General features: G+C 67.6%; 14 protein-coding genes. 5 read left to right on the top strand and 9 right to left on the bottom strand.

The features are described 5' to 3' along the window. The first annotated feature begins 140 nt into the window (after positions 1–140). Complete coding sequence (locus tag U5N23_RS19520; protein ID WP_322594385.1) at positions 141–653, top strand: BON domain-containing protein; 513 nt, start codon at positions 141–143, stop codon at positions 651–653. Positions 654–805: 152 nt separating this feature from the next. Then, the gene (locus U5N23_RS19515; RefSeq protein ID WP_322594384.1) at positions 806–2,392 is read left to right on the top strand and encodes an ABC transporter substrate-binding protein; all 1,587 of its coding nucleotides are present in this window, start codon (positions 806–808) and stop codon (positions 2,390–2,392) included. A gap of 19 nt (positions 2,393–2,411) precedes the next feature. Here U5N23_RS19515 and U5N23_RS19510 read toward each other — a convergent pair whose 3' ends face one another. The 7 genes from U5N23_RS19510 to U5N23_RS19480 all read right to left on the bottom strand — a co-directional run bounded on the left by U5N23_RS19510 (position 2,412) and on the right by U5N23_RS19480 (position 9,799). Beyond that, entirely contained in the window at positions 2,412–3,881 is a 1,470-nt protein-coding gene (locus tag U5N23_RS19510; protein ID WP_322594383.1) for a M81 family metallopeptidase, read from the bottom strand. Further along, the gene (locus tag U5N23_RS19505) at positions 3,878–5,134 is read right to left on the bottom strand and encodes a Zn-dependent hydrolase (RefSeq protein WP_322594526.1); all 1,257 of its coding nucleotides are present in this window, start codon (positions 5,132–5,134) and stop codon (positions 3,878–3,880) included. The genes U5N23_RS19510 and U5N23_RS19505 overlap by 4 nt, the downstream gene beginning before the upstream one ends. 27 nt (positions 5,135–5,161) lie before the next feature. After that, positions 5,162–5,866 carry an ABC transporter ATP-binding protein gene (locus U5N23_RS19500; RefSeq protein ID WP_322594382.1) on the bottom strand — a complete coding sequence of 235 codons (705 nt, stop codon included), beginning with the start codon at positions 5,864–5,866 and terminating at the stop codon, positions 5,162–5,164. After that, positions 5,863–6,648 (bottom strand): ABC transporter ATP-binding protein, encoded by a 786-nt coding sequence (locus U5N23_RS19495; protein WP_322594381.1) that lies wholly within the window; start codon positions 6,646–6,648, stop codon positions 5,863–5,865. The genes U5N23_RS19500 and U5N23_RS19495 overlap by 4 nt, the downstream gene beginning before the upstream one ends. Then, the gene (locus U5N23_RS19490; RefSeq protein ID WP_322594380.1) at positions 6,645–7,643 is read right to left on the bottom strand and encodes a branched-chain amino acid ABC transporter permease; all 999 of its coding nucleotides are present in this window, start codon (positions 7,641–7,643) and stop codon (positions 6,645–6,647) included. The genes U5N23_RS19495 and U5N23_RS19490 overlap by 4 nt, the downstream gene beginning before the upstream one ends. A gap of 8 nt (positions 7,644–7,651) precedes the next feature. Next, positions 7,652–8,512 carry a branched-chain amino acid ABC transporter permease gene (locus U5N23_RS19485; RefSeq protein ID WP_057200353.1) on the bottom strand — a complete coding sequence of 287 codons (861 nt, stop codon included), beginning with the start codon at positions 8,510–8,512 and terminating at the stop codon, positions 7,652–7,654. Between the two features lie 81 nt (positions 8,513–8,593). Further along, complete coding sequence (locus U5N23_RS19480) at positions 8,594–9,799, bottom strand: ABC transporter substrate-binding protein (RefSeq protein ID WP_322594379.1); 1,206 nt, start codon at positions 9,797–9,799, stop codon at positions 8,594–8,596. 259 nt (positions 9,800–10,058) lie between these two features. Here U5N23_RS19480 and U5N23_RS19475 point away from each other — a divergent pair, with 259 nt between their 5' ends. Then, the gene (locus tag U5N23_RS19475) at positions 10,059–10,904 is read left to right on the top strand and encodes a FadR/GntR family transcriptional regulator (RefSeq protein ID WP_322594378.1); all 846 of its coding nucleotides are present in this window, start codon (positions 10,059–10,061) and stop codon (positions 10,902–10,904) included. A gap of 4 nt (positions 10,905–10,908) precedes the next feature. On the opposite strand, the gene U5N23_RS19470 is transcribed toward U5N23_RS19475, so the two are convergent. Continuing rightward, positions 10,909–11,232, bottom strand: coding sequence for a YnfA family protein (locus U5N23_RS19470; RefSeq protein WP_322594377.1), 324 nt, complete (start codon positions 11,230–11,232; stop codon positions 10,909–10,911). 111 nt (positions 11,233–11,343) lie between these two features. Here U5N23_RS19470 and U5N23_RS19465 point away from each other — a divergent pair, with 111 nt between their 5' ends. Then, positions 11,344–11,688: an NIPSNAP family protein gene (locus U5N23_RS19465; RefSeq protein WP_322594376.1), complete on the top strand. Its 345-nt coding sequence runs from the start codon at positions 11,344–11,346 to the stop codon at positions 11,686–11,688. Then, entirely contained in the window at positions 11,685–12,029 is a 345-nt protein-coding gene (locus U5N23_RS19460; protein WP_322594375.1) for an antibiotic biosynthesis monooxygenase, read from the top strand. Before U5N23_RS19465 ends, U5N23_RS19460 begins: the two co-directional genes overlap by 4 nt. Positions 12,030–12,042: 13 nt before the next feature. Here U5N23_RS19460 and U5N23_RS19455 read toward each other — a convergent pair whose 3' ends face one another. After that, positions 12,043–12,783: a metallophosphoesterase family protein gene (locus U5N23_RS19455; protein WP_322594374.1), complete on the bottom strand. Its 741-nt coding sequence runs from the start codon at positions 12,781–12,783 to the stop codon at positions 12,043–12,045. Between the last annotated feature and the right edge of the window lie 23 nt (positions 12,784–12,806).

Here is a 12,806-nt window from a genome sequence, read left to right as displayed (position 1 = left end):
TTTTCATCCTAAGCGCTGGAGGGGGTGCATCTGCAGGGGGGTGAGCAAGTCACAGCACTGTCCTACACGGTATCGCAACGAAGTGCATTGCTCCCATTTGTTGGCTACGATGCAGGCGCCGAAACCCCGACTGCACTCCCATGCACGCTCCGAAGCCTTTCCCCGTCCGTCGCGTGCTGGCGGCGATCTGCGTTGCTGCCAGCCTGTCATCGGCTGCCTGGGGTCAGGCCGCCCGCACCAACGCCTTCAACGACCCCTTCGTACAGGTCACCTCCGCCATCGCGGCGTGCCCCGTGCCCGAGGGCCCGCTCTACACCGAGGCCGAGGTGCGCGAACTGGCCCATGTGCGATCGCAGCATGGCGGCAGCTGCCACCGTGTGGGACGTTGCCGGCTGCCCAACTCCTACCTCTATGACGCCGAGATCATCCCGCGCGTGCAGCGCTACATCCGCGAGGAGGGGCGCTTCGACGACACCAGCGTGTGGGTGCTGGGCGAGCGGCGCCTGGTCACGCTGATGGGCTGCGTGCAGTCCGCCGAGCAGGCGCGGGCGCTGGAGAAAGCCGTGGAGCTGGTGGACGACGTGATGGGCGTCATCAATCTGCTGCAGGTGGGCACTGATCGGAGGAGCGCGCGCTACCCTCTTGCCAGGTAGACCAATACCGCAGTTGCGGTGTTTGCGCAATCGGCCCTGGCGCGCAATTGCGCTGCCGAACCACACCGCCCGGACGGGGGCTTTTGCGCGCGGGCGTCCTGCTGCATATTGCCAGTTCTTACGAACATCCCTGTTTTGCAAAGGAAACCCCCATGCACTTCAAGCACTCCCTGCTCGCGGCCGCCACCCTGGCCCTGGCAGCCATCGCCCCCCACGCATCGGCAAAACCGTTCAAGTGGGCCGGGTCCACCGACATCCAGACCATGGACATCCACTCCCAGAACAGCGCCCTGGGCAACGGCATCCATGCCGCGGTGTACGAGTCGCTGGTGATGTTCAACAGCCGCACGCTCAAGGTCGAGCCGCTGTTGGCCACTTCGTGGCAACTGGTCAGCCCCACGCAGTTGCGCGTGAAGCTGCGCCAGGGCGTGAAGTTCAGCGACGGCTCCACCATGACGGCCGACGACGTGGTGTTTTCGCTGCAACGCGCCATGGGCAAGAGCTCCACCTACGCCATCTACACGCAGGGCATGGACCGCATCGCCAAGGTGGATGGCGAGACCATCGACATCTTTCTGAAGAACCCCAACCCGGTGCTGCTCAACCAGCTGACCGAGCTGCGCGTGATGAGCAAGGCCTGGTCCGAGAAGAACAACGCCGTGGAGCCCAAGGACATCAAGTCCAAGGACGAGACCTTCTCGCACCGCAATGCCATGGGCACCGGGCCCTTCGTGCTCAAGGAATGGGTGCCCGACCAGAAACTGGTGTTCACCGCCAACCCGCTGTGGTGGAACGCAGGCAAGACCGAAGGCAACGTCACCGAGATCGTCTACACCCCCATCAAGTCCGAGGCCACGCGCGTCGCAGCCCTGCTCTCGGGCGAGGTCGACATGGTGCGCGACACCAGCCTGCAGGACCTGGAGCGGCTCAGGGCCAACCCCAGCATCAAGGTCATGGAGATGGTCGAGAACCGCACCGTCTACCTGGCCCTGGACCAGTTCCGCGAGGAGCTGCCGGGCAGCAGCGTGAAGGGCAAGAACCCGCTCAAGGACCTGCGCGTGCGCAAGGCGCTGTACCAGGCCATCGACGTGGCCACCCTGCAGCGCGTGACCATGCGCGGCATGTCCAAGCCCACGGGCGCCATGGTCTCGCCCCTGGTCAACGGCTGGACGGAGGCCGTGGACAAGCGCCTGCCCTATGACCCCAATGCCGCCAAGGCGCTGCTGGCCGACGCCGGCTACAAGGACGGCTTCGAGGTCGATTTCGCCTGCAGCAACAACTCCATCATCCAGGACGAAAACCTGTGCCAGGCCATCACCTCGATGTGGGCGCGCGTGGGCGTCAAGGCCAAGCTGCGCACCATGCCCTCCATCACCTACTACCCCATGGCGCAGCGGCACGAAGCCAGCATCACCCTGCTCAGCTGGGGCGTGCCGACCTTCGACGCGCTGTACACCCTGCAGTCGCTCACGCGCACCAAGACCACGGGCGGCGACGGCAACTACAACCTGGGCCGCTACAGCAACGAGCGCATGGACTACATCGTGGACCGCGTGAAGACCGAGATCGACCAGCCCGTACGCAACCGCCTGCTGACCGAAGGCCTGCAGCTGCAGAACGACACGGTGGCCAACATCCCCCTGCACAACCAGATGCTGGCCTGGGCGATGAAGAAGAACGTTGAACTCGTTCAGCGGCCTGACAACCGCATCGACTGGCGCCTGATCAAGGTGAACTGATGCCGGTGCCGGTGTTCCCTCAAACCGCGTCCAATGGGAACACCGGCCGGCGCACGTTCCTGAACGGGAACAGCGCGTAGTTCGAGCTGGTCACGCCCGTGGGGCTGTCGCATTCGACCAGCGCGTGCGACAGCGGCACGAACACCGGGCGGCAGTACATGCGCGACTTGAGCAGCACGAAGCGGTGCGCCGTGGGGTCCAGCCCCACGCACGAGAACACGCCCAGGTCCCAGGGCTCGTGGGTCTTTTCGGTCACCACGATCTGCGTGGCGCCGGTGTCGAACAGCACGGTGCGCCCCATGGCGCAGCGCTGCCCGGTGTAGATGGGCCCGGTCACGGTGTACTCGCCATCGCTGATGGCGCGCACCGTGCCGGTCAGCGCCACGGGCTCCTTGGCCACGTTGAGCTGGGTGAGCGGCACCTTGTTGCCCAGACGCACGGTGATTTGCGCGCCCACGCCGGCCACCACCAGTTCGGCCACCGCCCCGGGGTCGCACAGCGGGCCCACGGCGATGTCCGACAGGCCGCCGTCGAGTGCGGCCCGCAGCACATCCATGGAATCGCAGGTGCCGCCGGACATGCAGTTATCGCTGTGGTCCAGTAGCAGCACCGGGCGCTCGGCGCCTTGCGCCAGGGTCTGCGCGCGCTGCAGCGACTGCGCCAGGGGCTCGCTGTCGTAGACGAACTCGGCGCGTTCCTGCCAGATGGTGGCGGCAATGCGGTCGGCCGCGGCCTGGGCCGCTTCGGGGTCGTCGGCGCGGCCGGTGACGACCACGCTCATGAACGGCGCTTCGATGTCGGCCAGCGAAAACCCTGCGAACACCGACACTGCAGGCACGCCATCGGCCTCGGCCGCGCGGGCGGCATCCACAGCGCGCAGCATGGCACCCTGCAGCGTGGTGCTGCGCAGGGTGTGGCCCATCATGGGCAGCTGGTGCCAGCGCACGCTGTAGCGCGCCTGGCCCTGCAGCATGGCCAGCAACAGGCGGCCCGCGTGCTCGCCGGTCTCGTACATGTCGATGTGCGGGTAGGTCTTGAAGCCCACCATGACGTCCGCGTTGGCGACCATCTTGGGCGTGATGTTGCCGTGCAGGTCCAGCGCCACGCCGATGGGCACGCCGGGAGCTGCAGCGCGCACGCGTTCGAGCAGGTCGCCCTCGCCGTCGGGGCTGTTTTCGGCCACCATGGCGCCGTGCAGGTCGAGCAGGATGGCATCGCAGCCCGGCGCCGCCTCGACGATGCGCCGGGTGAGCTCGTCATAGGCGGCGGCATGCACCGGGCCGCTGGGGTTGGACATGGCCGACACCGGCGTGACCAGGGTGGCGCCCAGGCCTTGCGCCAGGTCGATGAAGGCTGCCATGGCGGTGCGCATGCCCAGGTTGTCGCGCAGTGCCTGCTCGCCGTAGGTGGGCGCAAAGGCCTCAAGGGGCGTGGGCACGGGCGAGAAGGTGTTGGTCTCGTGGTTCAGGCGGGCGATGAGGATCTTCATGCGGCCACCACCTGGGCGCTGCGCAGCATGGCCTGCAGCAAGACGTTGCAGCCGGCCTCCAGGTGCGCGGGCTCGGCGTCCTCGATCTCGTTGTGGCTGATGCCATCGGCGCAGGGAACGAAGACCATGGCCGTGGGGGCCAGGCGTGCCAGGTACACGGCATCGTGCCCGGCACCGCTGACCACGTCCATCGCGGTGTAACCGAGGGCCTTGGCGTCGCTACGCACACCTTGCACCAGCGCGGGCGCAAACGGCTGCGGCGGGAAGTACACCACCTGCTCCACCGCGATGGGCGTGCGGTGGGCCGTGCCGATGCGCTCGCAGGCGGCCCGCAGCTCCGCGTCCATCTGCAGCAGCACGGCGTCGTCGGCGGCACGCAGGTCCACCGTCATGCGCACGCTGCCGGGGATCACGTTGCGCGAACTCGGGAACACCTCCAGCATACCCACCGTGCCGCGTGCGTGCGGTGCATGGTCCAGCGCGATGCGGTTGACCTCGGCCACCAGCGTGCTGGCCGCCAGCAGCGCATCGCGGCGCAGCGCCATGGGCGTGGGGCCGGCATGGGCCTCCATGCCCTGCACGCTCACGTCGTACCAGCGCTGGCCCAGGGCACCCTGCACCACGCCGATCACGCAGCCATTGGCCTCCAGCACTGGGCCCTGCTCGATGTGCGCCTCGAAATACGCACCCACGGGCGGCGTGGGCCCGTGCTCGCCGGCATAGCCGGTGGCCGCCAGTGCCTCGGCCACGCTGGTGCCCTGCGCATCGCGCTGGGCCAGCGCATGCTCCAGCGTGAAGGCCCCGGCGAACACGCCCGAGCCCATCATCACCGGCACGAAGCGCGAGCCTTCCTCATTGGTCCATACCGCCACCTCGATGGGGGCTTCGGTCATGATGCCGTGGTCGTTCAGGGTGCGCACCACCTCGATGCCTGCCAGCACGCCGTAGTTGCCGTCGAACTTGCCGCCCGTGGGCTGGGTGTCGATGTGGCTGCCGGTCATCACCGGGGGCAGGGCATCGTTGCGGCCCGCGCGGCGCGCGAAGATATTGCCGATGGCGTCGGTGCGCACGCTGCAGCCGGCCTCGCGTGCCCAGCGCACGAAGAGGTCGCGGCCTTCGCCGTCCAGCGCGGTCAGGGCCAGGCGGCACACGCCGCCTTTGGGCGTGGCGCCGATCTGCGCCAGGTCCATCAGCGATTGCCACAGGCGCGCGCCGTTCACGCGCGGCAGCAGGGCAGAGGGGTTGGTCATCATGTTCACGGTAAGGGGTCTCTGAAAAAACTATGCCAGACCGACGCCGAGGTAGCGGTCCTTGATGGCGTCGTCGGCCAGGAAGGCGGCGTTGTCCGCCTCATGCACGATGGCGCCCTGCTCGATCACGTAGTGCCGGTCGGCCAGCTGGGTGCAGACCTCCAGGTTCTGCTCCACCAGCAAAATGGCCACGCCCGCGGCCTTGATGGTCTTGAGCTGCGCCACGATCTCCTCGACGATCACGGGCGCCAGCCCTTCCACGGGCTCGTCCAGCATCAACAGGCGCGGCGCATTCATCAGCGCGCGGCCGATGGCCAGCATCTGCTGCTCGCCGCCCGAGAGCTGGCCGCCGCCGTTACCGCGCCGCTCCTTGAGGCGCGGAAAGATGCGGTAGACGTCGGGCAGCTGCCAGGGCGAGCGCTTGCGCTGGCCCAGCAGCAGGTTCTCCTCCACCGTGAGCAGCTTGAAGATGCCGCGGTGCTCGGGCACCAGGCACACGCCGCGCTGGGCGATGGCGTGCGTGGCCAGGCCCTGCACTTCCTCGCCCGCAAAGCGCACGCGGCCCTGGGTGGGTGGCACCACGCCGCAGATGCTCTTGAGTGTGGTGGTCTTGCCCGCGCCGTTGCGCCCGAGCAGGGTGACCAGCTCGCCATCGCCCACGCGCAGGTCCACGCCCTGCAGCACATGGCTCTTGCCGTAGTGGGCATGCAGCCCTTCAATGCTGAGGATCGTCATGCCGCCTTGCCCCCCGTGATCATGTTGCCCAGGTAGGCGCTGCGCACCCGGTCGTCGCTGCGGATCGCGTGCGGGTGCCCTTCGGCCAGCACGCGGCCCTGCTGCATCACCGTCACGGTGTCGGAGATGTCCATCACGATGTTCATGTTGTGCTCGATGAGTACCACGGTGTGCTCGTCCTTGAGGCCCTGGATCAGCTGCTTCATGTCATCCAGGTCGTCGATGCCCATGCCCGAGGTGGGCTCGTCCAGGAAGATCGCCTTGGGCCGCGCGGCCAGCGCCATGCCCACCTCCAGCCGGCGCTGCTGGCCGTGCGAGAGGTTGCCCACCGGCGTGTCGGCATGGCGCTCCAGCCCCAGGCGCGCCAGCACGCTGGCGACCACGTCAGCCTGCGAGCGCGCGCCCTGGGGCGCATGCCAGCAGTTGAGCGCATGGCGCGGCGCGGTGCCCTGGGCCGACAGGCGCAGGTTCTCGCGCACTGGCAGGGTGAGGAAAAGGCTGGTCACCTGGAACGAGCGCGCCATGCCGCGCTGCACGCGTTGGTGGTCGGGCTCGTGCGTCACGTCGTGCCCGTCGAACACGATGCGCCCGCCGCTCACGTTCTTGGTGCCCGTGAGCATGTGGAACAGCGTGGTCTTGCCGGCGCCGTTGGGGCCGATGACCGAATGGACCGTGTTCGCGCGCACCTTGAGGTCCACGCCCGCGAGGGCTGCGAACTTGTCGTAGCGCTTTTCCACGCCCACGGCTTCGAGCAGGATGGGAGAAGTGGCTGCGGTGCTCATGCCTGGCCTCCTTGCGCGCTGACTTCATCCTTGCCGCCACGGCCCTTGCCGCGCAGCAGGTTCCAGGCCGACTCGCCCAGGCCCCACAGGCCGCGCTGCATGCCCAGGCTGACCACCATCAGCACCACCCCCAGGATCAGCAGCCAGCGTGGCCACAGGGTGGACAGCCAGTCACCCAGCAGCAGGTAGAAGGCAGACCCGAGCAGCGAGGCCAGCAGGTTGCCCGTGCCGCCGATCACCGTCATCACCAGGATCATCTCGCTGGTGTGGTATTCGGCATTGGCCAGCGGGGCGATGCCGATCATCATGGCGTGCAGCGCGCCGGCCAGGCCCGTCACCGCACCCGAGATCACGAAGGCCTGCAGCTTGAGCAGCTTCAGGTTGTAGCCGATGGCGCCCGCGCGCTCCTCGTTGTCGCGCACCGCCAGCAGCGTGCGCCCAAAGACCGAGGCCGACACCTTCTGCAGCAGCCAGAAGGCCACCAGGAACACCGTGGCCACGAAGCCGTAGTACTGCCAGGGCGAATTCAGCGGCCACAGTGTGAAGCCGCCCACGGCCAGCGAGGGGCGCGGGATGTCCATCAGCCCGTTGTCCCCGCCCGTGATGCCGGGCATGGAGTAGGCGAGAAAGTAGAACATCTGCGCGAAGGCCAGCGTCAGCATCACGAAGTAGGTGCCGCGCTGGCGGATGGCCACCCAGCCGACGATGGCCGCGCCCAGTGCGCCCATCACCACGGCCAGCGCCAGGGCCAGCGGCATGGGCAGGGGCCAGCGCGTGAGCGTGAGGGCAATGGTGTAGCTGCCCAGCCCGAAGAAGATGCCCTGCCCGAAAGACAGCAGCCCGGTGTGGCCCAGCAGCAGGTTGCAGCCCATGGCGGCCAGGCCATAGATCAGCACCTCGCTGGCCAGCGAGCCCGACTGCATGGTCAGCGGCATCACCAGCACCACGGCCAGGGCCAGCAGCAGGTGGAAATTCTTGCGCAGAAGTGTCGTCATGGTGGGGTTCATCCTTTGCGGCCCAGCAGGCCATGCGGGCGCAGCAGCAGCACGGCAGCCATGGCGATGTAGATCATCAGCCGCGCGCCCTCGGGCCACACGGTGCTCATCACGCTCTGCACGATGCCGATCAACAGGCCGCCGATCAGCGCGCCGGCAAAGCTGCCCATGCCCCCGACCACCACCACGATGAAGGCCACGCCCAGTGCCTCGATGCCCATGAAGGGCTCGGCTCCGCGCATCGGGGCGGCGAGCACGCCGGCAATCGCCGCGGTGGCCGCACCCAGCGCGAACACCAGGCTGAAGATGCGGAACACGTTGATCCCGAGCAGCGAGACCATCTCGGTCGACTCGCTGCCCGCGCGCACCGCGCTGCCCAGGCGCGTGCCTTCGAGCACGTACCACAGGCCCACGGCCAGCACCGCGGTGAAGCCAATCACGAACAGCCGGTACTTGGGGTAGACGATGCCACCCCACATGACCACGCCCTGCAGCAGGTCGGGCACCGGCACGCTGTCGCCCAGCGGCCCCCACTGCAGGATCACCAGTTCCTGGATGGCCAGGGCCAGGCCCACGGTGACGAGGATGTGGAACTCGTGCGGCTTGGCGTACACATGGCGCAGCACGAGCTTCTCGGTGAGCCAGCCCAGCGCGCCCACGACCACGGGCACCACGGCCAGGGCGAGCCAGAAGCTCAGGCCCCAGCGCGTCATCTGAAAACAGAAGTAGGCGCCCAGCAGGTAGAACGCCCCGTGCGCGAAGTTCACGAAGCGCAGCAGGCCGAACACGATGGACAGGCCGACCGCCAGCAGGAAGTACAGCATGCCGATGCCGATCCCGTTGATGGCCTGTAGCAGGTAGATGTTCATGGACGAGGGAAAAGGGAAGGGTCTCCCGGCCCGCAGCTGCGGGCCGGGGAGGGGACGCAGGCCAGAAAGGCCGCGTGGCGCTCAAACGATCTTGCAGCCGGTCTGGTCCAGGGGCAGGAAGGACTTGCCCGAGCTGACCACGTCCACGTAGTCGTCCTTGTTGGCCATCTTCGCCTTGGCCTTGCCCTTGAGCAGGTAGTAGTTCTTGAGCACCTGGTGGTCGCCCTTGCGGATCTCTTCGTCACCCGTCAGACCCTGGTACTTCATGCCTTCCATGGCGGCGATCACGGCCTTGGGCTCCACCGTGCCGGCCTTGATGATGCCGTCGATCATGAGCTTGGTGCAGATGTACGAGCCCGCCAGGCTGTAGTTGGGGTTGGACTTGAACTTGTCGTTGCTGCGCTTGACCAGGTCCAGGTTCAGCGGTGCGTTGGCCGTGTGCCAGTACTGCGCGCCGAAGTACACGCCCTCGCACAGGTCGGCACCCAGCGACTCGAACTGCTCCAGCCCCGAGGCCCAGGCCACCAGGATGGTCATGTTCTTGTGCATGCCGAAGCTCACGGCCTGGCGCAGCGCGTCGGACGATTGCGAGCCGAAGTTGAGCAGCAGCAGCACGTCGGGCTTGGCGGCCATGGCGTTGGTCAGGTAGCCGCTGAACTCCTTTTCGGTCAGCGAGTGGTAGCTGTTGCCCACGTGCTCCAGGCCCTTTTCCTTGAAGATGTTCTTGGCGGCCGACAGCAGGCCATCGCCGAACACGTACTGCGGCGTGATGGTGTACCAGCGCTTGGCCTTGGGCAGGGCCTCGGCCAGGGGGCGCACCGTCTGCTCGATGGCGCCGAAGGTGGGCACCGACCAGCGGAAGGTGGCGGCATTGCAGTCCTTGCCTGTGATCTCGTCGGCACCAGCGGTGGTGATGAAGATGCCACCGGCCTTCTCGGCCTCCTTGCCCATGGCCAGCGATTCGGACGACAGGATGCCGCCTGCGAAGAAGCGCGTGCCCTGCTGCTGCGAGGACTCCTGCACCTTGCGCACGGCGGTGGCGGGCTTGCCTTCGGTGTCCAGCACCGTGTAGGCCAGGGGGCGCTTGAGGACGGTTCCGTACTGCTCGATGGCCAGCTTCATGCCCAGGTCCGCGAACTTGCCGTTGGCCGCGAACGCGCCCGACATGGGCACCGGGCAGCCGAACTGGATGGCGCCGCTGGCCTGCGCAAAGGCGCTGCTGGCCATGCCCAGCGATGCGGGCAGTGCGCCCAGGGCAGAGAGTTGCAAGAGGTGGCGACGGTGCATGGGGGCTCCTGTGGAGGGGTTGAGGCCGGGTGGCCGAAAGCGGGGCACGGCTTGTGCAAAGCACATGGCGTGCCACCGCTGCAGAGCGTCGGTCGCGCTCATTTCTGCTATTTATAGTGATAAATAGAATAAACACCGTGCGTGGAAACCCTGCATCCCCACCGCCGCCCCCTTGCGGTGCATACACTGCACCATGGGCGGTACCTCACCCCTGAAGCGCACCGGCGCGTGCATCCGTCCGAGCAACGACAATCCCTCCATGCCAAGCAAACCGTCCGCACAGAAGCCGCTCAAAGCCCTCAAACGCCCCGACCTGGTGGCGCAGGAGATCAAGCGCCTGATCACCGAGAAGAACCTGAGCCCGGGCGACCGCCTGCCGCGCGAGAGCGAGCTGCAGGCGCAGTTCGAGGTCAGCAAGGGCACCATCCGCGAGGCGCTCAAGTCGCTGGAGGTGCAGGGGCTGGTGACCATCTCCACCGGCCCCTCGGGCGGCGGCACCATCGCCGAGGTGCCGCTGGACCGCACTCTGCAGTTCATGCAGAACTACCTGTTCTTCCAGGAAGTGACCATCGACAACATCTACGCCGTGCGCCAGTTCCTGGAGCCCGAGCTGGCCGCCGGCGCCGTGCCGCACCTGACCGAGGCCGACTTCGAGGCGCTGGAGCACTCCATCGCCTGCTGCGACCCGGCGTCGAGCAGCGAGGACATGCTCAGCCAGCGGCGCGAGGACGTGAACTTCCACGACATCCTGGCCGCAGCCAACCCGAACCCCTTCCTGCGCTTCAATTGCGAGCTGATCAACGAGATGCTGCGCCAGCTCATCGTCTACGGCAACCGCACGCCCAAGGCCGAGCACCGGCGCTTCGGCGAGGTCAACGCCAACTTCCACCGCGAGATCGTGCAGGCGGCGCGGGCGCGCGACGTGGAAACCGTGCGCACGCTGATGGCGCGCCACATGCAGGACGCCGCCAGCAGCGTCAAGCGCATGAAGGGGCGCATCCAGGGCCGGCTGATCCTGGACGCCGACACCCTGCGCAGCCCGCGCTCGGCCCATGTGCGGCCCAAGGCCGCCGCCAAGACGACCAAGCCGAAAGCTGGCGAGTAGGAGCTCAGCGCGCTGGCTGGAACATGATGATGGCCATGCCGCACAGCGCCACGGCCACACCGGCAATGTCCCAGGCCGTGGGTCGGATCTGGTCCACGGCCCAGAGCCAGGCCAGCGCCACGCCGATGTAGACGCCGCCATAGGCGGCATACACCCGGCCGGCGGCCGCCGTGTCGTGCAGGGTCAGCAGCCAGGCGAACAGGGCCAGGCTGGCGGCGGCGGGCAGCAGCAGCCACACAGTCTTGCCCTGCTTGAGCCACAGGTAAGGCAGGTAGCAGCCCACGATCTCGGCCAGCGCGGTGGCGATGAACAGCAGCAGGGTCTTCATGCGGAGGGCAGGGGCGGCAGGGCGATTTGGGTCATGATGCTTCGATGGTGGGCGAAGCATCCAGGGCGGTCAAGCGCCTATCGTGAAGCCTGTTTCCACGAAAGGCTTCGCATGATCACCTGTTTCATCCGCTACGAGATCGATCCCTTCCAGCGCGACACCTTTGCCGAGTACGCGCGGCGCTGGGGCCAGATCATTCCGCGCTGCGGCGGCCATCTGCTCGGATACTTCCTGCCGCACGAGGGCAGCAACTGCGAGGCCTGGGGCCTGATCGGCTTCGACTCGCTGGCCGCCTACGAGGTCTACCGGGCGCGCCTGCGCAGCGATGCCGAGGGCCGCGCCAACTTCGCCTTCGCGCAGGAAAAGCGCTTCATCCTGCGCGAGGAGCGCACGTTCACCCAGGGTGTGGAAGGCACGCTGGGCCTGCCAGCCCATGCGCAGGAGTCCACGCCATGATGGCCGTGATCTTCGAGGTGACGCCCGCGCCCGGCCAGCGCGGCGCCTACCTGGATGCGGCAGCGGCCTTGAAGCCCCTGCTCGCGCAGATCGATGGCTTTGTCTCCATCGAGCGCTTCGAGAGCCTGGCCACGCCGGGCAAGCTGCTGTCCCTGTCCTTCTGGCGCGATGAAGAAGCCGTGGCCTGCTGGCGCCAGCAGGAGGCACACCGCAGCACCCAGGCGGCCGGGCGTGACCAGGTGTTTGCCGACTACCGGCTGCGCGTGGCGGCCGTGGTGCGCGACTATGGCATGAACGACCGGGCAGAGGCGCCTGACGATTCGCGCGCGGTGCACGGCTGAAAATCGGCTCGCCTCATACCGGCATGAGGCCGGTGCGCAGGGCGTGCGCCCACCCGGGCCGGCCGTTCCGATCGGCCAGCACGGCCATGGATTCGTGGTCGTAGGGCACCAGGTGGTGCTCCACCGCCCAGCCCCGCCCAGTCAACTGCGCGATGGCGTAGCGCGCGTCAGGCGTGCCGTTCTCCACCTTGTGGGCCACGGGGTGGTCGTCGTCATAGGCCTGCAGGCCCACGCTGCCGGGGTTGAGCAGCAGCAGCCTGGCCCCGATCCGCACGTGGCGCGGCACATGCGTGTGGCCGCAGGCAATGAGCGGCGCGTACTGGCCTGACAGGCGTTCCTCGATCTCTGCGGTGGTGGCCGCGCGCATGGTGTGGCCATCCAGTGTTTCGAGCAGGTATTCATGGTCGCTGCGTGGCGAGCCGTGGCACAGCAGGATGTCGTCACCCAGCCGCAGGGAATGGGTGAGGCTGCGCATCCATGCGAACTCCGCGTCGGTGAGTTGCGCATGGGCGTACTGGTCCGAGGCACCGCCATGGCCGGGGCGCAGCTGCAGCACCTGGCGCTCGTGGTTGCCGGCCAGGGACAGCCAGTCCGAGGCCATGAGCCACTGCGCCGTCTCGCGCGGCAGCAGGGGGCCCGAAAGGTTGTCGCCCAGGTTCACCACGCGGTCGGCGCCGCGGCGGGCGATATCGGCCGCCACGGCTTCGAGTGCCGCGAGGTTGCCGTGGATATCGGAGACGAAGGCGATGCGCATGGGTGGGGTCTGGTTGCTTCGCG

It is taken from the genome of Acidovorax sp., assembly GCF_034519795.1.
GTDB lineage: Bacteria > Pseudomonadota > Gammaproteobacteria > Burkholderiales > Burkholderiaceae_C > Acidovorax.
This window is presented reverse-complemented; position numbering and strand designations above follow the sequence as displayed.

Coding starts and splice junctions, on each gene's coding strand:
- U5N23_RS19520 (WP_322594385.1), top strand. CDS start 141: ATGCACGCTCCGAAGCCTTTCCCCGTCCGTCGCGTGCTGGCGGCGATC.
- U5N23_RS19515 (WP_322594384.1), top strand. CDS start 806: ATGCACTTCAAGCACTCCCTGCTCGCGGCCGCCACCCTGGCCCTGGCA.
- U5N23_RS19510 (WP_322594383.1), bottom strand. CDS start 3,881: ATGAAGATCCTCATCGCCCGCCTGAACCACGAGACCAACACCTTCTCG.
- U5N23_RS19505 (WP_322594526.1), bottom strand. CDS start 5,134: ATGATGACCAACCCCTCTGCCCTGCTGCCGCGCGTGAACGGCGCGCGC.
- U5N23_RS19500 (WP_322594382.1), bottom strand. CDS start 5,866: ATGACGATCCTCAGCATTGAAGGGCTGCATGCCCACTACGGCAAGAGC.
- U5N23_RS19495 (WP_322594381.1), bottom strand. CDS start 6,648: ATGAGCACCGCAGCCACTTCTCCCATCCTGCTCGAAGCCGTGGGCGTG.
- U5N23_RS19490 (WP_322594380.1), bottom strand. CDS start 7,643: ATGACGACACTTCTGCGCAAGAATTTCCACCTGCTGCTGGCCCTGGCC.
- U5N23_RS19485 (WP_057200353.1), bottom strand. CDS start 8,512: ATGAACATCTACCTGCTACAGGCCATCAACGGGATCGGCATCGGCATG.
- U5N23_RS19480 (WP_322594379.1), bottom strand. CDS start 9,799: ATGCACCGTCGCCACCTCTTGCAACTCTCTGCCCTGGGCGCACTGCCC.
- U5N23_RS19475 (WP_322594378.1), top strand. CDS start 10,059: ATGCCAAGCAAACCGTCCGCACAGAAGCCGCTCAAAGCCCTCAAACGC.
- U5N23_RS19470 (WP_322594377.1), bottom strand. CDS start 11,232: ATGAAGACCCTGCTGCTGTTCATCGCCACCGCGCTGGCCGAGATCGTG.
- U5N23_RS19465 (WP_322594376.1), top strand. CDS start 11,344: ATGATCACCTGTTTCATCCGCTACGAGATCGATCCCTTCCAGCGCGAC.
- U5N23_RS19460 (WP_322594375.1), top strand. CDS start 11,685: ATGATGGCCGTGATCTTCGAGGTGACGCCCGCGCCCGGCCAGCGCGGC.
- U5N23_RS19455 (WP_322594374.1), bottom strand. CDS start 12,783: ATGCGCATCGCCTTCGTCTCCGATATCCACGGCAACCTCGCGGCACTC.